Annotated in this window: 22 protein-coding genes; 14 read left to right on the top strand and 8 right to left on the bottom strand. The window is 69.2% G+C overall.

The window, feature by feature from the left end; all coding sequences use genetic code 11:
- Positions 1-6 precede the first annotated feature (6 nt).
- Entirely contained in the window at positions 7-1,065 is a 1,059-nt protein-coding gene (locus ABQ271_RS09970; protein WP_349308614.1) for a DUF1266 domain-containing protein, read from the top strand.
- Positions 1,062-1,460, top strand: coding sequence for a GNAT family N-acetyltransferase (locus ABQ271_RS09965; RefSeq protein ID WP_349308613.1), 399 nt, complete (start codon positions 1,062-1,064; stop codon positions 1,458-1,460). Before ABQ271_RS09970 ends, ABQ271_RS09965 begins: the two co-directional genes overlap by 4 nt.
- A gap of 3 nt (positions 1,461-1,463) precedes the next feature.
- Here the strand turns inward: ABQ271_RS09965 and ABQ271_RS09960 are convergent, their stop codons facing one another.
- From ABQ271_RS09960 to ABQ271_RS09945, 4 genes are read right to left on the bottom strand one after another with little or no spacing between them, the layout of a single operon-like run.
- A complete protein-coding gene (locus ABQ271_RS09960) occupies positions 1,464-2,342 on the bottom strand; it encodes a DUF6999 family protein (protein ID WP_349308612.1) in 879 nt (292 codons plus the stop codon).
- A 1-nt stretch (position 2,343) separates the two neighbouring features.
- Positions 2,344-3,015 (bottom strand): iron-containing redox enzyme family protein, encoded by a 672-nt coding sequence (locus tag ABQ271_RS09955; RefSeq protein ID WP_136362232.1) that lies wholly within the window; start codon positions 3,013-3,015, stop codon positions 2,344-2,346.
- A complete protein-coding gene (locus ABQ271_RS09950) occupies positions 3,012-4,151 on the bottom strand; it encodes a 3-oxoacyl-[acyl-carrier-protein] synthase III C-terminal domain-containing protein (protein ID WP_349308611.1) in 1,140 nt (379 codons plus the stop codon). Before ABQ271_RS09950 ends, ABQ271_RS09955 begins: the two co-directional genes overlap by 4 nt.
- A 51-nt stretch (positions 4,152-4,202) precedes the next feature.
- Complete coding sequence (locus ABQ271_RS09945; RefSeq protein WP_349308610.1) at positions 4,203-4,499, bottom strand: rhodanese-like domain-containing protein; 297 nt, start codon at positions 4,497-4,499, stop codon at positions 4,203-4,205.
- 52 nt (positions 4,500-4,551) lie between these two features.
- Here ABQ271_RS09945 and ABQ271_RS09940 point away from each other — a divergent pair, with 52 nt between their 5' ends.
- The 8 genes from ABQ271_RS09940 to ABQ271_RS09905 are packed head-to-tail and all read left to right on the top strand — an operon-like array spanning position 4,552 to position 11,293.
- Positions 4,552-5,184 carry a LysE family translocator gene (locus ABQ271_RS09940; RefSeq protein ID WP_349308609.1) on the top strand — a complete coding sequence of 211 codons (633 nt, stop codon included), beginning with the start codon at positions 4,552-4,554 and terminating at the stop codon, positions 5,182-5,184.
- Positions 5,185-5,226: 42 nt separating this feature from the next.
- Positions 5,227-6,096: an aldo/keto reductase gene (locus tag ABQ271_RS09935; protein WP_349308608.1), complete on the top strand. Its 870-nt coding sequence runs from the start codon at positions 5,227-5,229 to the stop codon at positions 6,094-6,096.
- 49 nt (positions 6,097-6,145) lie between these two features.
- On the top strand, positions 6,146-6,472 hold the full coding sequence (locus ABQ271_RS09930) for a hypothetical protein (protein WP_349308607.1): 327 nt from the start codon (positions 6,146-6,148) through the stop codon (positions 6,470-6,472).
- Between the two features lie 39 nt (positions 6,473-6,511).
- Positions 6,512-6,676, top strand: a complete 165-nt coding sequence (locus tag ABQ271_RS09925) for a hypothetical protein (RefSeq protein WP_036311993.1) — start codon at positions 6,512-6,514, stop codon at positions 6,674-6,676.
- 36 nt (positions 6,677-6,712) lie between these two features.
- Positions 6,713-7,513, top strand: a complete 801-nt coding sequence (locus tag ABQ271_RS09920; protein WP_349308606.1) for an MOSC domain-containing protein — start codon at positions 6,713-6,715, stop codon at positions 7,511-7,513.
- Positions 7,514-7,567: 54 nt separating this feature from the next.
- Positions 7,568-9,913 (top strand): acyltransferase family protein, encoded by a 2,346-nt coding sequence (locus ABQ271_RS09915; protein WP_349308605.1) that lies wholly within the window; start codon positions 7,568-7,570, stop codon positions 9,911-9,913.
- A gap of 26 nt (positions 9,914-9,939) precedes the next feature.
- Entirely contained in the window at positions 9,940-10,956 is a 1,017-nt protein-coding gene (locus ABQ271_RS09910) for a Gfo/Idh/MocA family oxidoreductase (protein ID WP_349308604.1), read from the top strand.
- 37 nt (positions 10,957-10,993) lie between these two features.
- Positions 10,994-11,293, top strand: coding sequence for a Dabb family protein (locus ABQ271_RS09905; protein ID WP_349308603.1), 300 nt, complete (start codon positions 10,994-10,996; stop codon positions 11,291-11,293).
- A 6-nt stretch (positions 11,294-11,299) separates the two neighbouring features.
- On the opposite strand, the gene ABQ271_RS09900 is transcribed toward ABQ271_RS09905, so the two are convergent.
- From ABQ271_RS09900 to ABQ271_RS09890, 3 genes are read right to left on the bottom strand one after another with little or no spacing between them, the layout of a single operon-like run.
- A complete protein-coding gene (locus tag ABQ271_RS09900; protein WP_349308602.1) occupies positions 11,300-12,391 on the bottom strand; it encodes an alkene reductase in 1,092 nt (363 codons plus the stop codon).
- Between the two features lie 30 nt (positions 12,392-12,421).
- A complete protein-coding gene (locus ABQ271_RS09895) occupies positions 12,422-14,473 on the bottom strand; it encodes an ABC transporter ATP-binding protein (protein WP_349308601.1) in 2,052 nt (683 codons plus the stop codon).
- Positions 14,470-16,197 carry an ABC transporter ATP-binding protein gene (locus tag ABQ271_RS09890; protein WP_349308600.1) on the bottom strand — a complete coding sequence of 576 codons (1,728 nt, stop codon included), beginning with the start codon at positions 16,195-16,197 and terminating at the stop codon, positions 14,470-14,472. The genes ABQ271_RS09895 and ABQ271_RS09890 overlap by 4 nt, the downstream gene beginning before the upstream one ends.
- 232 nt (positions 16,198-16,429) lie before the next feature.
- Here ABQ271_RS09890 and ABQ271_RS09885 point away from each other — a divergent pair, with 232 nt between their 5' ends.
- The 3 genes from ABQ271_RS09885 to ABQ271_RS09875 are packed head-to-tail and all read left to right on the top strand — an operon-like array spanning position 16,430 to position 19,371.
- Positions 16,430-18,109 (top strand): ATP-binding protein, encoded by a 1,680-nt coding sequence (locus tag ABQ271_RS09885; RefSeq protein WP_349308599.1) that lies wholly within the window; start codon positions 16,430-16,432, stop codon positions 18,107-18,109.
- A gap of 27 nt (positions 18,110-18,136) precedes the next feature.
- Positions 18,137-18,823 (top strand): hypothetical protein, encoded by a 687-nt coding sequence (locus tag ABQ271_RS09880; RefSeq protein ID WP_349308598.1) that lies wholly within the window; start codon positions 18,137-18,139, stop codon positions 18,821-18,823.
- An 11-nt stretch (positions 18,824-18,834) separates the two neighbouring features.
- Positions 18,835-19,371: a hypothetical protein gene (locus ABQ271_RS09875; protein WP_349308597.1), complete on the top strand. Its 537-nt coding sequence runs from the start codon at positions 18,835-18,837 to the stop codon at positions 19,369-19,371.
- A 398-nt stretch (positions 19,372-19,769) separates the two neighbouring features.
- On the opposite strand, the gene ABQ271_RS09870 is transcribed toward ABQ271_RS09875, so the two are convergent.
- Positions 19,770-21,113, bottom strand: coding sequence for a hypothetical protein (locus ABQ271_RS09870; protein ID WP_349310888.1), 1,344 nt, complete (start codon positions 21,111-21,113; stop codon positions 19,770-19,772).
- Positions 21,114-21,172: 59 nt separating this feature from the next.
- Between ABQ271_RS09870 and ABQ271_RS09865 the strand changes: the two genes are divergently transcribed.
- Complete coding sequence (locus tag ABQ271_RS09865) at positions 21,173-21,640, top strand: SRPBCC family protein (RefSeq protein WP_349308596.1); 468 nt, start codon at positions 21,173-21,175, stop codon at positions 21,638-21,640.
- The last annotated feature ends 98 nt before the right edge of the window (positions 21,641-21,738 follow it).

Raw genomic sequence — 21,738 nt, 5'->3', positions numbered from 1 at the left:
GGTCGGGTGGCCGATCCCGTGAGCACTCTGCAGAACCACCCCGGTGACGTCGAATACCCGGTGAGGGCGCGACGCAAGTACGGCAAGATGCTCGAAGCGCGTCGCAGGGCCAATCCGAGCGCGAACGGTCGACGTGCTCTCCTCGTGACCGCGATCGCCGCCCCCTTCGGCATCGCCGCGTTCTCGTACTCGCTCGACCAGTTCGGCTCCGACGACCTCGTCGTCAATTTCCTCTTCTTCGCGTTCGGTATGGGCATCGCCCTGAGCGTGATCGCGTCCGCGATGACCTTCGTGGATGCCGGTGCGCCGCGTCGCGCGCAGAAGCGTTACCGCCAGCTCACCGGCATCCCGGCGGTGACGGAGCACCAACAGCAGGTCCTCGCACTCGACGCCGTCAGCGACTTCGCGATCCGCGGGTGGAACTCCTCGCTTGCGTTCACCCCGACCTTCGCCGAGCTGCCGCAGGCCATCCGCACCAAGTACAACGACGGCGAGAAGGGGTCGCCCTGGCCGGCCATGTCCATCTCCTCCCTCCGTGAACTGCGTTCGTCCCTCGATGAGCAGTTCCGGATCGTGTCGGCCTCCGACGCGGAACTGCTCGTCGCCGACACGCTCACACTGGGGTGGAACTCCTCGCGGTTCGCCGAGGTCGCCGAGAGCGACGGCGCCGCCCACATGATGTCCCGCATCGCCTCGCTCACCGGGGTCGCCGTCTTCGACATCCAGGACCTCGCCCAGAGCACCGACGATCGGCCGGCCCGCAATCTGCTCGCCGCCGACATCGAGCGGGCGGTCGGTGGTGTCCGATACTCCTACGTCGTCGGCTACCTCACGGCCGAGAAGGCGTGGGAGCTCCTCGAACTTCTCGCGGAGCGGGCCTTCAGCACCTACCGGAGCTGGGACGAGTACTGGCGCGACGTCGTCATCGCCCGCGCCTTCCGCACCGACTCGCTGCAGTCGGTCCAGAGCCAGCGCGACGCGCTCGCCGAGCTGCGCGCGTCCGCCTGGCCCGCGGCATCCATCGCGTGGCCCACCGTCGGCGCCGCGCAGGTGGACCCGGCATGAGGGTCACGACGGACCTCGCGGAGATCGACCTCGAGACCGTCCACCGCTGGCTGTCCGAAGACGCCTACTGGGCGCTCGGCCGCAGCCGCGACGTGGTCGAGCGCGCCGCGCAGGGGTCGCTGAACTTCTGCGCGCTCGACGACGACGGCACGCCCCTCGGCTACGCCCGCGTCGTCACCGACCACGCGACCTTCGCCTGGCTCTGCGACGTCTACGTCGATCCCGATGCGCGTGGCAGGGGAGTCGGCCAGGCGCTCGCCGGCACGGTCGTTGCAACCCTCGAGCCGCTGAACCTGAAGCGCATCCTCCTCGTCACGCAGGACGCGCACGGACTCTACGAGAAGTTCGGCTTCACGCTGTACCCGACGCCCGAACGCCTCATGCAGCGCGGCTGACCCTCAATCGAACGTCGCCGGAGTGTCGCGCGGGTACTCGCCGCCGGCGAGCTTCACCAGGTGCGCGTGCGCGTATTCGCAGACGAGCGCGTGCCGGTAGACCATCTGCGGAACGTCGACGTTCGAGTCCATCCAGAGGCTCAGCGCGCCGACCTTCCACGCGCGGAACGTGTCGTCGCCCGTGATCGTCGTGAGGATCTCGAGGAACGAGTCGTCGAACTTCATCGAGTGCACCGCCCGGCGGTACTCCTCGACCGTCAACGCCATCGAGAACGGGATGTTCATGAACGTGAGCGCCGTCTGGATGTCGAGGCGGATCAGCCGGCGGACGTGTCGCTCGGCATCCAGCTTCGGAATGTCCAGCTGCGCGAAGTTCAACTCGTCGCGCTGCGTCACCCGCACGGTGTCGAGCGCGATCAGCACGTCGTAGACGTTCACGTCGTGCTCGACGACCGCCGAGTCGCCGAGCCCCGACAGCGCCGTCGGCCGCAGCGTCACGGGCTCCATGTCGACGGGCGTGTTCCGGATGATGAAGTTCACGAGGTTCGTCTCGACGACGAAGTGCCGGATCAACAGGTCCACGGCGCTCGGCGACACGAAGTGCCGCAGGAACCAGACGCACAGCGCGTCCATGACCGACAGCGGCATCCACCGGAACGGCAGCACCCGCTTCACGACCGACACGACCCCCACGACGACGCGCGAGAACACCCGCGCGACCGGGTACAGCCACCGCCGCGACAGTCGTCGCTGATCGTTGATGATCTGCCGGATCACGGCGCGGTCGAGCGGCACCGACGGGTCGGCGTAGATGGCCTCCCACATGCTCGGGTCGCTCTTCACGAACTCCCGCACCACCGGGAGCGGCGGCCGCTTCGCCACGTCAGCGATCCAGCTCTTCGAGCTGCAGCGCGTACAGCCGCGCGACGACCTGCGCGCATCGGACGATCTCATCGGCGTCCTCGTCGGTGATGATCCCCGACGTCAGGATCGCCTCGAGGTCGCCCGTGTGGTTGCCGTCGGCGACCTCGTGGTACCGCATGAAGTTCACCTGGTTGTCGGCGAGGCCGAGCACCTCCTGGAACCGCTTCGCCCAGCCCGCCGCGCGCTGCGCACCGAGTCCCTCGATGATGAACATCGCGCCCAGCAGCCCCGTCGGGTTCGGCCGGTCGGCGTAGGTGAACATGTACCCCGACAGTGCCTCCGACCCGAGGTTCTTGCGCCCCGCGCGCAGCTCCGACAGCGTGCCACCGATAGCCACGTAGTCGCGCTCCAGCATCAGATAGTCGCGGTGCTCCTCTTCCGCGTGCTTGATCGCCGCGGCGCGCAGATCGAAGTGCGCGATGTCGAAGTTGGATGCCGCCCGCGAGATCCACGGCGACCCGTCGACCACCTGCTGCCGCAGGTTGAAGAGCAACCGCTCGTAGTCGCGCAGGGTGACGGTGCCGGCATCCAGTCGCTGCAGGATCGGTACGCGGGAGAGGTGCTCTTCGAGATCGGTCCAGACGGCGGCGAGGCGGTCGGCGAGCGTGTCGACGGTGGCGGATGCGGTCATGAAGGTGCTCCTTGCTGCGGTGGGGCGACGACGGTCAGATGGGCGAACGCGAACGAGAACCGGCCCGACTCGGGCACGGCGAGGAGGATCGTCTCGCCGGGGGCGAAGCGTCCGCTGCGGAACGCCTCTTCCAGCGCGATGAAGATGCTGGCCGACCCCGTGTTGCCGCACGTTTCGAGGTTCGAGAACCAGCGGTCGGTGTCGAGCGTGGGGACGCGCTTGCGGAGGCCGTCGAAGGCGAGGTCGCGGAACGCGTTGGTGCTGTAATGGCAGATGACGTGGTCGAGGTGGCTGATGTCGACGAGCCCGATGTCGACGAGTTCCTCGAACTGGGCGAGCCCTGCGCCGGCGAGGTCGTCGAGCATGCTGACGTCCTGGCGGAGCAGGAACATTCCCGCCGCGGCCGCATCGTCGACCGGCAGGTCCTGCCACGTCGACCCGACGATAGGCTCCGCGCCGTCCATTCCGGCGCGCATGCAGACGTCGTGCTCGTGCGCGAGCGACACGTGCCGCACCCAATCGACGCGGAGCGACAGGCGGGTGGGATGCGGCTGGAACTCGACGACGACCGCGCCGGCTCCGTCCGACAGCATCCACCGGAGGAAGTGCGAGTCCATGCCGGCGCGGATGCCGTCGTACCGTCGTTGGCGCAGGCTCCGGCTCGACAGCTCCGACCCGACGACCGCGGCGCGCGGGTGGTCGCCGAGCTTGATCTTCGACACGGCGGCATCCAGTGCGGCAAGACTCGACGCGCAGACGCCCGACGCCGACAGCAGCTGCATCGGCCCGCCGCCCAGGCGGCCGTGCACCATCGACGCGAATCCGGGGACGAGCACGTCGCCCATCGTCGTCGCGGTGGCGAGCATGCGCAGGTCGCCCGCCTCGATGCCGCGGTCGTCGAGGGCGGCGGTAAGGGCTTTGACCGCGAGCTCTTCGTTGAGCTCGGTCGGCTCGCCCTGCTCGTCGAGCGCGTAGTGACGCTGACGGATCCCGTTCGCGTCGAGCACGCGACGACGGATGCGGGCGGTCACCGCATCGTCGCCGCCGAGGCGGCTCACGATGCCGTCGTTGTCGACCGGATCGCCCGGCAAGTAGCGGCCGAAGCCGGTCAGGTACGCGGACGCCGTCGATGCCATGGGTCCGACCCTAGGGGGTCGGGGCGAACGGCTCGGAGTGTTATCCCCGGGTCAGTGCTCGACCGCGCGACCCTCCGCGATCCAGGACCCGGTGCCGCCGTCGACGTTCGTCGTCTCGAGACCGTGGTGCTCGAGGAACGCGGCCGCACGCGCGCTGCGTCCGCCGGCCTGGCAGATCAGGTGCAGGTCCTCGAGCTCGCGCAGCTCGTCGACGTGGTCGGGCACCGTCGAGAGGGGGATGTTGCGCGCGCCGGGCACGTGACCCGCCGCGAACTCGTCGGGTTCGCGCACGTCGATGATGTTCGCGGGGGAGGCCTCGGCCAGCTGCGCCGTCGTGATGGAGTGCATACCTCGATGGTCGCAGATCGGAGCGGATGCCGGGGCGCGATAACGTTCCCTCATGATCCCGATCGAGAACCTCATCGCCTTCGCGTTGGCGTCGATCGTGATCATCGTCATCCCCGGCCCCGGCGTCCTCTTCGTCATCGGTCGGTCCATCGCGCTCGGCCGCCGGGCCGGCGTCCTCAGCGTGCTCGGGAACTCCCTCGGCAACATCCCCGCGCTCATCCTGGTGGCCTTCGGCGTCGGCGCCATCGTCGCCTCCTCGGTCGTCGCGTTCACGGCCATCAAGATCGTGGGCGCGATCTACCTCGTCTACCTGGGCGTGCAGGCGATCCGGCACCGGAAGCGTCGCGCCGACCGGGGCGGGGGAGCCCCGGCATCCGTCACCACCCTGCTGCGACAGGGGTTCATCGTCGGGATCACCAACCCGAAGACCATCGCCTTCTTCGTCGCCGTGCTCCCGCAGTTCGTCGCCCGGGACGCCGGGCCGATCTGGGCGCAGCTGTTGTTCCTCGGCCTCGTCTTCCAGGCGATCGCCCTCATCTGCGACAGCACGTGGGCCGTCGCCGCCGGCACCGCGCGCACCTGGTTCGGCCGCTCGCCGCAGCGCCTCGCAACGCTGTCCGGCGCGGGCGGATTCCTCATGATCGGCCTCGGCGGGGCGCTCGCCCTCACCGGCGCGAAAAGCTGACGGTCGGGAATGTTCCGGCGCGCCCGCGCGCTGCAACTCCCCATGACGAACAACACGAAGCCTGCACAGTCGTCCGGCACGTTCCGCATCGGCGGAGACCTCGAGGTCAACCGCCTCGGCTACGGCACGATGCAGCTCACCGGCCCCGGCGTTTGGGGTCCGCCGAAGGACCACGACGAGGCGATCCGCGTCCTCCGTCGCAGTGTCGAGCTCGGCGTCAACTTCTTCGACACCGCCGAGTCCTACGGCCCCTACGTCGCCGAGGAGCTCCTCAAGGAGGCGCTGCATCCCTACGCCGATGACGTCCTCATCGCGACCAAGTCGGGTCTGACCCGCACCGGCCCGAACGTCTGGCCGCCGCTCGGCCGCCCCGAGTTCCTGCGTCAGGGGGCGGAGATGAGCCTTCGGCGCCTCGGCCTCGAGCGCATCGACCTGTTCCAGCTGCACCGCATCGACCCGAAGGTCCCCCTCGCGGACCAGGTCGGCGAGCTGAAGGCGCTGCAGGAGGAGGGCAAGATCCGCTACATCGGCCTCTCCGAGGTCTCGATCGACGAGGTCAAGGCCGCCCAGGAGATCGCGGAGATCGTCACGGTGCAGAACCTCTACAACCTGCAGCACCGCGACGCCGAGGCCCTCCTCGACTGGTCGGAGGAGCAGGGCATCGGCTTCATTCCGTGGTTCCCGCTCGCGACCGGTGGGCTCACCGGCGCCGACTCGCCCCTCACCGATATCGCCGAGCGCAAGAACGCGACGCCCGCGCAGATCGCCCTCGCGTGGCTGCTGAAGCGCTCGCCGGTCATGCTCCCGATCCCCGGTACCTCCAGCGTCGCCCACCTCGAGGACAACCTCCAGGGCGCGACCATCGAGCTCACAGACGCCGAGTTCGCGGAGCTGTCGACGCTCGGCAGCTGAGCCGCGGCATCCCTCGCGTCACCCGTCCACCCTCTGCCAGGGTGGGCGGGTGACGTCTTTCACCCCGCAGAGCCCGCAGGTCGTCCGCATGTGGTCGGGCGTGGTCCGCACAGAGGACCGCGACCGGTACGCCGACTACGTCGAGCGCACCGGGATGAGCGCCTATCGGGCGACGCCCGGCAACCTCGACGCGTGGCTGCTCACCCGCGACCTTGGCGAGGGTCGCACCGAGATCACGACGGTGTCTAGGTGGGAGAGCCTCGAGGCCATCACCGCGTTCGCCGGCGACGACATCGAGCGAGCGGTGTTCTACCCAGAGGACGACGAGTTCCTCCTCGAACGCGACGAGCGGGTCCGCCACTACCGTCAGGCGTGACGGTATGTACTCCACCCGATCCCGCGTAGGGTGAGGCCTATGTGGACAGTTCTCATCATTTTGCTCGTCATCTGGGTGGTGCTGTCGATCGTCGGTTTCGCGTTCGAGGGTCTCTTCTGGCTGGGCCTCATCGGCATCGTGCTCTTCGTCGGCACGGTCGTGTTCGGTCTTGTCCGGCGGAGCGCCGCCAAGAAGAAGGTCTGACCGGCGGCATCCCTCTCCGTGGTGCAGGCTAGAGCGATGGCCGCCGTCTCGGAGCTTTTCCGCTACCCGATCAAGGGATTCACTCCCGAGCCTCGCTCGGAGCTCGTCGTCCAAGACGACGGCCGGATCGCGGGCGACCGCGTCCTCGCGTTCCGATTCGCGGACGCGACGGAACCCGAGGACGCCGACGGCCTCGAGTCATGGCCGAAGAGCCGCGGCCTCGCGCTCATGGACTTCCCCTCGATCGCGCGCGTGCGCGTCGCTTTCGACCCGCAGACCGGGCTCGTCCGCATGAGCGAGGGCGACCGGCTGCTGGCCGAGGCGGGTCTCGACGAGCCGGGGCGGCGTGAACTCGAGGTGGCCATCACCGCCTTCCTCGAGCAGTCCTCCGACGCGCGGCTCCTGCAGCGAGACGGCGTCCTTCCGCTGCGGCTCGTCGGCGACGGTCGCTCAGCCCGATTCCAGGACCGTGCCCGCGGGTACGTGTCGCTGCACGCCGCTGCCTCCGTCGCCGCGGTCGCCGCCGTCACGCCTGCCCCCGTCGACGACCGGCGGTTCCGGTCGAACATCGTCGTCTCGGGCGTCGCGCCCTGGGCGGAGCTCGACTGGACGGGGCGCGTCCGCATCGGAGAGGTGGCGTTCGACGTGCAGCGGCCGATCGGCCGGTGCGCCGCCATCGCCGCGAACCCCGACACGGGTCAGCGGGACGCCCGCCTGCTGCGGGTGCTCACGGCCGAGTCCGGACACGACGAGCCGACCCTCGGCATCCTGCTCCTGCCAGCCGACGGCGGCGGCGTCATCCGTGTGGGAGACGACGTCATCGTCGAGGCGGACTGACCTGCCGGCGAGAGGCGTGGGACCGATCCCATAGACTCTCCGTCGGCTCTCGAAATGCACTCCGACGTTCCCACCCCCCTCGCACCGCGCCGCGACATCCAGGGCCTCCGCGCCCTCGCCGTCGTCGCGGTGATCGGCGCGCATGCCGCGGGGTGGCCCACGGGCGGCGCGCTGGGTGTCGATGTGTTCTTCGTCGTGTCGGGCTTCCTCATCACAGGGATGCTGCTGCGCGAGGCGCGCGAGAGCGGACGCGTCTCGCTCGTCCGGTTCTACGCGCGTCGCGCGCGCCGCCTGCTGCCCGCGGCGCTTGTCGTCCTGATCGCCGTCGGGGCGGCGGGCTGGTTTGTGTTCAACCGTGTCCGCGGCGAGCAGACGCTGTGGGATGCCGCCTGGGCGGCCGTCTTCGCCTCGAACTGGAACTTCGCGGCTCAGGGCACCGACTACTTCGCCGACACCGGCGCGGTCTCGCCACTGCAGCACTTCTGGTCGTTGTCGATCGAGGAGCAGTTCTACCTCGTCTGGCCGGCGGCGCTCCTCCTCGGAGTCGCCGCGGTCGGGCGCCGGCGCGTGGGGCGCCTCGTCGTCATCGTGGCGGCTGCGATCGTCGCCGGGTCCTTCGCGTGGGCGCTCGTGCAGACGCACACGCAGCCCACCATCGCGTACTTCTCGACGCTCACGCGCGCATGGGAACTGGCCGCAGGTGCCGTTGTCGCCGGGCTCGTGCCGGTGCTCCGCGGCATCCCTCGTCCGGTCGGCGTCGCGATGCAGTGGGCAGGTGTCGGGGGGATCGCCGCATCGCTCGTGATGATCGACCCGACCGCGGGAGGCTTCCCCGCGCCGTGGGCAGCTGCGCCCGTCGCAGCGACCGCTCTCGTCCTTGCCGGCGGTGTCGGCGGCGACCCGCGCCACCGTGCCCTCTTCCCGCTGACGAACTCGGCCACGGTGTTCGTCGGCGACGCGTCGTATTCGCTGTACCTCTGGCACTTCCCGGTCGTGGTCTTCGCGCAGACGCTGCTGCCGGCGGAGCCGAGTCGGCTCTGGATCGTGCTGGGTGCGTCGCTCGTGCTCGGCGTCGCGTCCTACCTGATCGTCGAGCAGCCGCTCCGCTACGCGCCGTTTCTCGGAGGGATGCCGCGCCGCAGCGGAGCGCCGGCGATCGCGGTGCCAGTGCCGGACCCCGTGCCGGAACCTTCGGCCGCGTCGATCGCCGCGCGGCCGTCGGTCGCGACGACCCGACCCGCCGGGTGGACGCCTGGGACGCGCTACTACCCCGGGATGGCGCGGCCCAGCGCGCCCGCGCCCCCGGTGCTCCGTGAGCTCGCAGCCGAGGTACCCGCCCCCAGTGAGGCGGCACCCGATCCCGATCCGGTACCCGCCGCCGGGACGGGGAACCGCATGGCCGCGTGGCGTGGGCGCTTCGCCGCGCAGGTGTTCCTCGCCACGGCCGGGCTCGTCATCTTCGCGCTCGTCGGTGCGCTCTGGGCGACCGGGTCGTGGCACGGACCGCGGATCTCGCTGCCGGAGTTGGGACCGGCGGCATCCGCGCCACCGGTCTCGGGCGACCCGACCGCAGACCTGCGGGCCGAGCTGGCCGCGGCCGTCACGGCCGACGCCTGGCCCGATCTCAGTCCGTCGCTCGACCGGGTGATGGCGGCGTCGTCGGGGGTGAACCCGGCGCACGATTGCTTCTCACCGGGGGCGACGGCGGCGTGCGGGTGGGGGAGCGGCGACGCGCCGGTGCACATCTGGCTCGTCGGGGACTCGACCGCGATGGCCTACGCGCCTGCGTTCCGGCGCATCGCCGACGACAGCGCCGGCGGCATCCGCGTGTCCGCGATGGGGATGTACGGATGCCGCTTCACCGACGTCCTCGTCGAGAACGACGACCCTCAGGTCATGGCGGGGTGTCAGGCGCGGAAGGCCGCCGTGCGCGCCGCGATCCTGGCCGACAAGCCGGACCTCGTCGTGATGTCGAACGCGTTCACCCTCGGCCGCGCGGTCGACGGCACCGACCTGTCGGCCGACGCCCTCATCGCGGCCCAGCGGCGGGAAGCGGAGTCGTACGGCATGGGGGAGCGGATGCTGCACCTCGCCCCGCCGCCGCAGGGCGTGAGCCTTGCCGCCTGCTACACGCCGAGTTCGTCGCCGAGGTCCTGCGACAGCGCGGTCGACGGCACCTGGCGGACGATGGAGGCGTTGTCCGAGAAGGCCGCGGCCGAGAAGGGCGACCACGCCTTGTCGTCCCTCCCGTTCACCTGTGTCGACGGAGTCTGCCCGCCCTTCGCCGGAACGCTCCCGACGAAGTACGACCAGACGCACCTCACGGTCGAGTTCGCCGAGCACATCGCGCCCGCGCTGCGGCAGGCGCTGGACGCGGCCGGGCTGCTGAAGCCGCGGTAATCGCGGCCATGCGACAGGATGGCGGGATGCCTCTTCTTCCCGCGCCGCGCCTGATCGATCCCGCCGCTGTTCCCGCACTCCGATGGGGCGTCATCGGCACGGGAATCGCGGACCAGTTCGTCCACGCCATCCACGCGCACACGGTGCAGCGGGCGGTCGCTGTGACGGCGCGCGATGCCGAGAAGACTCGCGCCTTCGCCGGTGCGCACGGCATCGGGCGCGTGCACGCATCCGTCGACGCGCTCGTGAACGACCCCGAGGTCGACGTCGTGTACGTCGCCACCCCGCATCCGCTCCACCGCGAGCAGGCGCTCGCCGCGATCGCCGCCGGCAAGCACGTCCTCATCGAGAAGCCGATCGCGCTGAACGCCGCCGATGCGCGCGAGATCCTCGACGCCGGGCGCGCCGCGGGCGTCCTCGTCGCCGAGGCGATGTGGACCCGCTACCTGCCGCAGGCCGACGTCATCCGCCAGGTCCTCGATGCGGGAATCCTGGGCGACATCGATCTCGTCCGGGCCGACTTCGGCGCGCTGGTCACCTTCGATCCGACGAGCCGCATGTTCGCCCCGACGCTCGGCGGCGGTGCGATGCTCGACCTCGGCGTCTACCTCGCCGCGTTCGCCTCCTCGATCATCGGCCCGCCCACCACGATCCGCGCCGTCGGCACCCTCGCTGCGACCGGCGTCGACGACAGTGCGACGATCGCGCTGAAGACGGATGCCGGGGCTCAAGCCGCCCTCACGACGACCTTCGGCGCCGTCACGCCGATCGAGGCATCCGTCTTCGGGTCACGTGGTCGCCTCGACGTGTTGAGCCCGTTCTACGGCCCCGTCGGACTCCGCCTCAGCGTCGACGGAGCGGATGCCGAGCAGTGGCGCGACGACGCGCTGCCCCAGGTGCACGACGGGCTCAGCTACCAGGCGACTGCCTTCGCGTCGTACGTCGCCGAGGGGCTCGTCGAGTCGCCGCTGCACCCGCACGACGAGGTCGTGTCGGTGCTCGCGACGATCGACGAGGTCCGCCGCCAGATCACCGCCGGCTGAGAGCCGGGGGCAGGACCCGGGGTTAGCCTTGGTCACCATGACCATTCAGCACACCGTCGTCTTCGCCCTCCACCACGCCGAGGGATCCTCCGAGGAGAAGACCTTTCTGACGGACGCGCAGCGGTCGCTCACGGCCATCCCCGGCGTCCAGCAGTTCCGCATCAACCGTCAGGTCAGCCCGCAGAGCGACCTGCGGTGGCAGTTCACCATGCTGTTCGACGATCAAGCCGCCTACGACGCCTACTCCTCGCACCCCGACCACGTGGCCTTCGTGGAGAGCCGCTGGAGCCACGAGGTCCGCGACTTCCAGGAGTTCGACTTCGTCGCAGGCGACTGATCGGGTTCAGCGCTCCGAGTGGACCTCAGCCAGCGACGGGTAGTCCGTGTACCCCTCGGCGCCGCCCACGTAGAAGTACTCCGGACGGGGCTCGTTCAGCTCGGCGCGCTGCTCCCAGCGGGTCGGGAGGTCGGGGTTGGCGATCACAGGGCGACCGACGGCGACGGCATCCGCCCAGCCCTCGAGGACGAGTTCTTCGGCCTCTTCACGCGTCGTGACGACGCCGAAGCCCGAGTTGAGGATCGTCGGCGCACCCGCCGTGTGACGGATGTGCTGCACGATGTCGCTCTTCGGGTCGGCGTGCAGGATGTCGATGAACGCCAGCCCGAGCGGGGCGAGCCCCTCGGCGAGAGCCGTGTAGGTCGCGCGAGCGTCCGCATCGTCCATCTCGAGAACCCCCGGGATCTGATGCTGCGGCGACAACCGGATGCCGGTGCGATCCGCCCCGACGGCCTCGGCCACCGCGCGGGTCACCTCGATGCCGAAGCGCGCGCGGTTCTCGGGCGATCCGCCGTACACGTCGTCGCGGACGTTCGACTCGGGGGAGAGAAACTGGTGCACGAGGTAGCTGTTCGCGCCGTGGACCTCGACGCCGTCCATACCCGCGGCGATCGCGTTCCGCGCGGCTCGCACGAACTCCTCGATGACGTCACCGATCTCGTCGGTCGTGAGGGCGTGCGGGACGGGAAGGTCGACCTTCTCGTTGGATGCCGTCCGCCCCTGACCGGGCGAGGCGATCGCGCTCGGGGCGACGACCAGGTCGACGCCGGAGATCTCCGGGTGTGAGACGCGGCCACCGTGCATCAGCTGCATGACGATCGTGCCGCCCTCGGCGTGGACCGCGTCGGTGACGCGACGCCACCCGGCGACCTGCTCGTCGGTCTCGATGCCGGGCTGACCCGGGTAGGACTTGCCGGCGACGACGGGCCAGGTGCCCTCGGTCACGATCAGGCCGACACCGGCCCGCTGACGGTAGTGCTCCACCATGACGTCGGTGGGCACGCCGTCCTCGGTGGCGCGGGTTCGGGTGAGGGGTGCCATGACGACGCGGTTGGACAGGTCGAGGGCGCCGAAGACGGCGGATTCGTACAGGCTCATGATGAGGCGCAACCACGCCCCACCGATGGATTATTCCGCCGGCGCGGCATCCTCCCGCTGCACGTTTGCACCCTGCTCTTCGTGGGCCTGCTCATCGTGGGCCTGCTCGAACTGCGACCGGTATAGGCGGTAGTACGCGCCCTGCGTCGCGATCAGCTCGTCGTGCGTGCCCTTCTCGACGATGTCGCCGTGCTCCATCACGAGGATGAGGTCGGCGTCGCGGATCGTCGAGAGCCGGTGCGCGATGACGAACGACGTGCGCCCCTCGCGGAGTGCCGCCATCGCGTGCTGCAGCAGCAGCTCGGTGCGCGTGTCGACCGATGACGTCGCCTCGTCCAGGATGAGCACCGCCGGCTGAGCGACGAACGCCCGCGCGATCGTGATGAGCTGCTTCTCGCCGGCGGAGACGTTCGAGGCGTCCTCGTCGAGGAGCGTGTCGTACCCGTCGGGGAGGGAGCGGACGAACCGGTCCACGCGTGTGGCGACCGCGGCATCCACGATCTCGTCATCGGTCGCCGTCGCGCGGCCGTAGCGGATGTTCTCGCGGATCGTCCCGGCGAACAGCCACGGATCCTGCAGCACCATGCCGGTGCGCGAGCGGACGTCGTCGCGCGACAGTTCGGCGATGTCCTGACCGTCGAGCAGGATGCGGCCCCCGTCGAGCTCGTAGAAGCGCATCAGCAGGTTGACGAGCGTCGTCTTGCCCGCGCCCGTGGGACCCACGATCGCGACCGTCTGACCCGGCTCCACCCGGAAGGAGAGGTCGGTGATCAGGGGGTGCTCGGGTGCGTAGGCGAACTTCACGTGCTCGAACTCGATCACGCCGCGCCCGTCGCCCCGCGCGGGGGCGTCGGCGGCATCCGGCTCCTGCTCGTCGGCGTCGAGGAGCTCGAAGACGCGCTCGGCCGAGGCGGTGCCCGACTGGACGACCGCGGCCATGCCACCGAGCTCCGACAGCGGCTGGGTGAACTGTTGCGAGTACTGGATGAACGCCTGCACGTCGCCGAGACGGAGTTGACCGCTGGCGACCATGAGGCCGCCGAGTACGGCGATGCCGACGTAAGTGAGGCTGCCCACGAAGGTCATGGACGGCATGATCATGCCGGACAGGAATTGAGCCTTGAACGCGGCTTGGTACAGCTCCTCGTTCTCCTCCTGGAACTTCGCGCGGGCGTCGGCCTCGCGACCGAAGACGCGGACGAGAGCGTGGCCGGAGAAGGACTCCTCGACACGGGCGTTCAGTCGGCCGACCTTGCGCCACTGCACGCCGAACGCCTTCTGCGACTTCGGCCCGATGACACCGAAGATGATCGCCATGAGCGGCAGAGCGATCAGGGCGACGATCGCGAGCTCCCAGGAGATCGAGAACATCATGACGAGGACGCCCACGACCGTGAGCACCGCCGTCAGCGCGCCAGACAGCGACTGCTGCATGGTCTGCGTGATGTTGTCGATGTCGTTCGTGACGCGAGAGATGAGCTCCCCGCGCTGCACACGATCGAAGTGTGAGAGGGGGAGGCGGTTGAGCTTCGCCTCGACGTCCTCGCGAAGGCGCCACATCGTCCGCACCATGATGACGTTGATGATGTAGCCCTGCAGCCAGGTCAGCACTGCCGAGACCACGTAGATGACGAGCACCCACGTGATGATCACCCGCAGCGCGTCGAAGTCGACGCCCGTACCCGGGGTGTAGTTCTGCATCGATCCGACGATGTTCGCGAACTGGTCCTGACCCTGGCTGCGGAGCAGCTCGACGGCCTGATCCTGGCTGAGCCCGTTGAACGCGGGATTGTCGCCGAGCACGTTCGAGAGGAACCCCTCGAAGACGATGTTGGTCGCCTCACCGAGCACCTTGGGAGCGATCACCGCGAGGACGACACCGATCGCACCGGCGATCGTCACCAGACCGAACACCCATTTGAACGGAGCGAGCAGACCGATCATCCGGAGGAAACTCGGGCCGAATTGCGACGCCTTGCCGGGCGCCACCGAATCCCACGAGCCGCTGTTGAGACGTGCCTGTTCGGCGAGTTCCGCCTCGAGCTTCTCTTCTTCGCTGAGGTGCGTGTCCGGCGCGCTCATGCGTCCACCCCCAGCTGCGATTCGACGATCTCGCGGTACGTCTCGTTGGTGGCGAGCAGTTCGTCGTGCGTTCCCACGCCGACCATACGACCGGCATCCAGCACCACGATCCGGTCGGCGTCGGTGATCGTCGAGACGCGTTGCGCGACGACGATCTTCGTCACCTCCGGTAGTTCGCGCCACAGCGCTTGGCGAAGCCGCGCGTCGGTGGAGAGGTCGAGGGCGGAGAACGAGTCGTCGAAGACGAGCACGTCGGGGCGGTGCACGATCGCGCGCGCGATCGAGAGGCGCTGACGCTGTCCACCCGAAACGTTCGTACCGCCCTGCGAGATGCGGGCCTCGAGCTTGCCATCCATCTCCTCGACGAAGTCGCGGCCCTGCGCGATCTCGAGCGCGTGCCAGAGGTCCTCGTCGGTCGCCTCCTCGCGACCGAAGCGGAGGTTCGACGCGATCGTGCCGGTGAACAGGAACGGACGCTGCGGCACGAGCCCGATGCCCTTCCAGAGCTCATCGAGGTCGGCGTCGCGCACATCCACGCCGGCCACTCGGACGGTCCCGCCGGTCGCGTCGAATAGGCGAGGGATCAGCGAGATGAGCGTGGTCTTGCCCGCTCCGGTCGAGCCGACGACGGCAACCGTCTCGCCGGGTGCGGCCGCGAAGGTGAGTCCCTCGAGGACGGGCGCGTCGGCGCCCGGGTAGGTGAAGGCGACGTCCTCGAACTCGACCGCGCCCGGGCGGGGGAACTCCCGCACCGGGTTGGCCGGGCGGACGAGACCGCCCTCGACGGCGAGGACCTCGCCGATACGGTCGGCCGAGACGGCCGCGCGCGGGATCATGATCGTCATGAAGGTGGCCATGAGGACACCCATGAGGATCTGCCCGATGTACTGCATGAAGGCGAAGAGGGTGCCGATCTGCACCGACCCCGCGTTGACCTCGATGCCGCCGAACCAGATGACCCCGACGACCGTGATGTTGAGGACGAGCATCGCCAGCGGGAACATCAGCACGAAGAGCGAACCCACTTTGCGGCCGACGACCAGGATGTCGGTGTTCGCGCCGCGGAAGCGTTCCTCTTCGATGGGTTCGCGGACGAAGGCGCGGACGACCCGGACTCCGGTGAGCTGCTCGCGGAGGATCCGGTTCACGCCATCGAGCTTCGTCTGATAGCTCCGGAAGAGAGGCACCATACGGCTGATGATGAGGATGCCGATGATCAGCAGCGTCGGAACCGATACGCCGATGAGCCAGCTGAGGCCGACGTCCTGCTGCAGCGCCATCACGACGCCGCCGATGGCGAGCAGAGGAGCGGTGACGAGCATCGTCGCGCCCATCATGGCGAGCATCTGGACCTGCTGCACGTCGTTCGTGTTGCGGGTGATGAGCGACCCGGCGCCGAACTGGGTCACCTCGCGCTCAGAGAAGCCGCTGACCCGGTCGAAGATGTCACGTCGGATGTCGCGGCCGACCGCCATCGCGGCGCGTGCAGCGAAGTAGGTGGCGACCACGGAGGCGACGATCTGACCGAGCGCGATCACGAGCATGAGGACGCCGTGCGACCAGATGTAGCCGACGTCGCCCTGGGTGACGCCCTGGTCGATGATGTCGGCGTTCAGCCGGGGAAGGTACAGCGCTGCCATGGCTGAGGCGAACTGGAAGAGCAGCACGCCGATGAGCAGCCAGCGATAGGTCCGGAGGTAGCGAACCAAAAGGGTTCCGAGCATGAGTCTCAGAGTGCCACCACCCGCCGACATCCGCGTCCTCCCGGGGACGGATGTCCGCTGAGGGCGTAGCGGGTGCGCGGGAGACGAGCATAGCGATGTGCTCATCGTCGTCAAGCGCGAGCACGGATTTTCCCACCCCCGTACTCTGTGACCACAACGTCGGCGCGGGTGATCCCGGACCCGCCCGTCGGGGGAGCCGGGGCTGTCTCCGGCTGGGAGGGGGTCCCAACACATGAGTCATCGTCCGATGTGGAAGCCGATGCGTCCCGAGGAGCTTTTCTCGCGCCTGCAGCTGCCTTTCATCGCAGGCGTGACGTTCGTCGTCCTCGCTGCGTGCGCCGCCGTGCCGGATCTGTGGACGTCGGGGCCACTGGCGGCCGGGGTGATCATCGCGGTAGCGGCATCCTTTCTCTTCCTGTCACCACGACGCGCATGGCTGTTGACCCCGTGGGGGATCATCGTGCCGCTTCTCGACGTCGTCGCCCTCGCGTTGGTGCGAGCCGCATTGTTTCCCTACATCCCGACAGTCGGTGTGCTCTGCCTCATGCCGTTCGCCTGGATCGCGCTGCGGTACCGGTGGGAGGCGCTCTTCCTGGTCTTCGGGGGCGGACTGTTCATCGCCGGGCTGCCGCTGCTGATGCGAGTGGAGTCCGTCTCGACCCCGCTGATGGTCCTGAACCTCTTGACGCTGCCGTTCCTCGTCACGGGCATCTCGATCGGCATCCACCTCGCCGTGCGGAGTTTTCACAAGAGCCGGCAAGAGGTGGAGGATGCGGCGTCGAGTCTCGCGACGACACTCGAGAAGTCGCAGGACGACGCGCTCGTGCTCCGGACCGTATTCGACACCGTCAATGGGGCCGTCGCGTTCTACAACGCGGAGGGGCGCTTGGTGCTCGCCAACCGCGCCGCGCAGAGACTTGCCGAGGTCGTGGGCTTCCATCTCGACGCCCCGCCCTACGCCGGACCGAACGCGTTCGCGGCCGACCGCACGACACCGGTGCCGTGCCACGAGCAGATCATCCCCCGCGCGCTCCGCGGCGATGCGATCCGGAACCACCTCGAGTGGTTCGGCTCGCCGGGTCACCAGATCGCGATCCTCGCGTCGTCGCGAAGAGTGCACCGTCCCGATGGTGCTCTTCTCGGTACCGTCATCGCGGCGTATGACGTCACCGACCTCGCCGACGCGATCGAGGCGCGAGAAGAGTTCCTGACCACGGTGTCCCATGAGCTGAGGACGCCGCTCACCTCGGTGGTGGGCTACACCGAGCAGGTCATCGACGTCTTGGGTGAGGATGCCGGGCGCCTGGGCGTGGCGAATGCCCTCGGAGCCATCTCGCGAAACGGTGACGTCCTGCTGGAGAGGGTGTCGCAACTGCTCACCGCGGGGAACAAGAGGATGGTGCTCGCGCCGGCGGTCATCGATGTCGCAGAACTCGTCGAGGAGACCGTCGAGGTGATGATCCCGCTGGCTCGGGAGGCGGGTGTCACCCTGTCGCTCGAGTGCGAGGAGAACATGATCGCCGAGCTCGACTCGCGCCGAATCGAGCAGGCGGTCGAGAACCTCCTGACGAACGCCGTGAAGTTCACGCCGCGCGGCGGTTCGGTGTCCGTCACGGTGACGCACGTCGGAGACGGCGACCAGGTGCACATCGCGGTCACCGACACGGGTATCGGGATGACCGAGGACGACAAGCGGCGAGTGTTCGACCGCTTCTACCGGGCGACGGCGTCGCGGAAGAACGCCGTCCAGGGGATCGGCGTTGGCTTGTCGATCGTGAAGGCGATCGTGTCCGCGCATGCGGGTGAGGTGACGATCGAGAGCGAACCCGGGCGGGGGACGACGATCACCCTGTGCATCCCGCGGATGCGAGAGGCGACGGAGCCGGCCGAGGAATTCGCCCTCTCCGCGTGAGCGGCGGCGCATCGCTATGCTGACGCCGTGACAGCGCCTGGAGACGAGCCCCGCGGTACCCGCTCCGCGCGGGATGCCCAGTGGCTGCGGACGGCCACGGATCGCGTCCCCACCGCCTGGATCCCCGGCATCCTGACCGCGGTCTTCCTGGGTGCGGCGGCGGCGTTCGGGGGACTCGAGGCGGTCGCGGCGCCGCCGGTCGAGACCCTCCAGCCGGGCGAGACCCACGTGAACGACATGCTGTCGATCACGGTCGAGCGGGCCGTTCTCATCGACTCCCTGCCGGATGCGGGCGCAAGGGCGGACCCCGAGAAAGGTCAGCGCGTCGTGGCTGCGGTGGTGATGGCGGAGAACGTCTGGGATACCGCGGTCCCGGGGGCGGCGAAGGACACCGGTCTCGCCGGATCGATCATCGCATCCGGCCTCGGGGGCCGCCCGCCCGACGCGGTCGCCCGGCTCGACGACGCGAACACGGGCCCGTGGCTGCAGCCGGGTGTTCCGGTGGAGCTCGTCGTCGCATGGATCATCGATGCGGATGAGCTGACGGATGCCGACGAGCTCGAACTCGAGCTCCGCGATTTCTCCCTCGCCACGGGCCGGCTCATCGTCAACGGCGAATGGTGGGACACGCCCGTCGTCGCCGCGAAGATGAACGTCCCCCTCACCGACGTCGGCGCGGGCGCCGACCAGCCGACCTCGGAGGCCCCCGAATGAGGGGCGCGGCGGTGTGGGCTGGCGGCATCGCCTTGCTGGTGGCGGCGTGGGGCGTCACTCAGCTGACACCGGGGGAAGAACTGACGACGTCGTCGTTCGTCGAGACCGTCGGCGTGGGGGAGCATGCTGTCGGACGGGAGATGGTGGTGACGGTGACGGACGTCGCGGGTGCCGAGCGTGTCTCGGACACGACAGGCTGGTCCGCCGACGGGACCTGGGTCGTGGTCGACCTGAGCGCGGAGTCGAGATTCACCGAGGTGGGCGTGAGGCTCGGTCTCGCCACGCTCGTCGTCAACGGTGACACCTACCGGGCGAGCGAGCGCCCCGTGTCGCTTCTCGGCCGGCAGTTGGAGGTCGGGGCGCCGACGACTGGCAGCGTCGCGTTCGAACTTCCCCCAGGTCTGCGCGATGGGTCCGCGGTCATCCGATTCACCGTGAGTGATCGAGACTGGCGGCTCGACTCCGTCGTCGAGCTTCCCGTCGACCTCGGGAGCCTGTCGTGGGAAGCCGAACGCGAGCTTGCTCCGCTGGCCGGGGGCGGCACGTGAGCGGCTGGTGGCAGAGCAATCGACGAGCTCTCCTCGCGCTGATCGTCCTCGTCCCGGTGACAGTGGGTGTGTTCACCGGGTGGGAATGGTGGAAGGTTGCGGGGTACGCTCCCACCTTCCCGACGGTCGCCGAGCAGGGCGGTTCCACGGACTTCGCCGGGATCACCTTCGGGCCCGCGACGGCGACCGAGGTGTCCCTCCCAGATGAGGACCTGCCTGAGGGGACGAAGATCCTGTGGGTGCGCGTGCCCCTCGATCGGCACGGGGCAGCGACGGGGTGCTTGGTCAACGGTCTCCGCGAGTTGAGCGGACAGGGCCGCTTCTGGGAGCAGGATTCCGCCACCGTGACGTGGGACTCTCGGCGGTACACGTTCTGCCCGACGGACCGAGCTGCGGATCTATTCCCGAAGGGGCCGTTCCAGATCGACGTGCCGTTCATCGTTCCCGACGACGTCGAGGGACCGCTCGGTGTCGAGCTCGTGATCCCGGACGAGTTCCCGGGCTACGTCCGACTCGTCGTCGTGCCCTGACGCCACGACGGGCGCGCCGATGAGAGCGCCCACTGTTGCGTCGTAGGCGCCGGCGATGAGTACCGTGCGCACCGGCTCGACGAGGACGGGGGCGACGAGGAGGAAGATGGCGCCCCACCCGCGCCAGAACTCGTCCGGGTTGTGTGGGCCCACCAGCCTGGTCACGCCGAAATCGATCAGGTCTTGGGCGAGAAGGATGAGGACGTAGGCCAGGACGTAGCAGCCGATCAAGACGGGCCCACCCCGCCACATGAGTACGAGCGCTCGCCAGATCGGCTGGAACCGAGCGCCGAGGTTCGCGCCGATGTCACCGAGCCGTCGACGAAGTCGTTGCGGGACGCTGCCGTACCGCTCCCGGGCGCGTTCGGCGAGCCGGCCGCGCCACTGCACACCCTGCGGCGACACAGCCTGGCCATAGACGACGCCCGCGACCGTAAGCCACGCGAGCGGGACCCCGATGAGTCCCGCCGCCGCTCCGGTGACCGTCGCCACGGCATCCCACGCCCACCCCAGCGGCGCGAACCACTCTCCGATCGACTCGCGCAGCTGGCCCACCCAGGCGATCGCGCGGCGTGACTGCACCCAGGCCGTCACCTGTCCGAGGGTGTCGGCAATGAAGTAGGCGGCAAGGAAGATCCACAGCCCTTCCAAATACGTCGCAACGAGAACACTCCACCGGGGCAGTCGAGCACGCCACCGGTTCCACGCCCACCGCCCGGCGAAGGCGAGCACGACCACCGCGATCGTCCACGGCTCCCAGACGAGTTTGTAGACGGCGCCGGACGTGTCGACTTCTACTCCCTTGACAGCGCCGAGAGTGGTCCGGCCGATCTGCACCTGAAGTGCGGTGTCGAGGTACGTCGCGACGTCCTGTTCCAAGAAGCCGAGCACGGCGTAGACCGCGAGGAAGGGGAGGACCGACGACAGCATCGCGTCGCGGAAAGCGGTCCGCCGAGCCCGGGCCTCGGTCGGCGGCGGCGCGATCGCGCCGAGCCGCGTCATCCCGTCGCGGAGCACGAGGAACATTCCGACGACGCTCATGAGCTTCGCGAGGATCGCGAGGGGGAGGATCAGCATGCCGCCCAGCGCGGTGTACCCGCCCACGTATCCGGCGACCTCGAGGCCGATGTATCGACCGAGCACCCCCGCGAGATACCAGGCCATCAGCGCGGGCCAGTGGCGCGCGAGCAGGCGCCACGTCATCCCGAACATCGTCAGCACGATCTCAAGGTAGCGGCAGCGACGCCGCGGCGCGCGGCTAGCCTGGCGTCATGGCGACATCCTTCACTGAAGTCACCCGCGCCGCGTGCGCCCCGGAAGTGCTGTTCGACCTCTCGCTGTCCATCGACACGCACCTCGAGTCCATGGCCAGGTCGGGGGAGCGCGCCGTCGCCGGTGTCACGAGCGGGACGATCGGGCTCGGGGAGAGCGTCACCTGGCGGGCCCGCCACTTCGGCATCGTGTGGACCATGACATCCCGCATCACCGCCCTCGACCGCCCCCACCGGTTCGTCGACGAACAGGTGCGCGGACCGTTCCGCTCGTTCCACCACGAGCACCGGTTCGATAAGGACGGTGGCGAGACGGTGATGACCGACACGATCACGCTGCGCTCGCCGCTGCTCGGGTGGCTCGTCGAACCGCTCCTGCTGCGCCCGTACCTGCAGCGCCTCATCCGCTCGCGCAACGCCGTGCTGCTCGACTCGGTGGCCCGTCGAGGGTCCGATCCGACTGGATGACACTGTGTTCATGCCCGTCGACCGGGGATTTTGCCGTCGCGCGCGATAGCGTGGGAGCGCGCCCTCCTCCGGTGCGGATCGACCATCGCGTCCTCGCG

Origin of the sequence: Microbacterium sp. MM2322, from assembly GCF_964186585.1 — a bacterium.
In the GTDB taxonomy this organism is placed as follows: Bacteria; Actinomycetota; Actinomycetes; order Actinomycetales; family Microbacteriaceae; genus Microbacterium.
The sequence above is the reverse complement of the archived record's forward strand: the minus strand, read 5'-3'. Positions and strand labels throughout refer to the sequence as shown.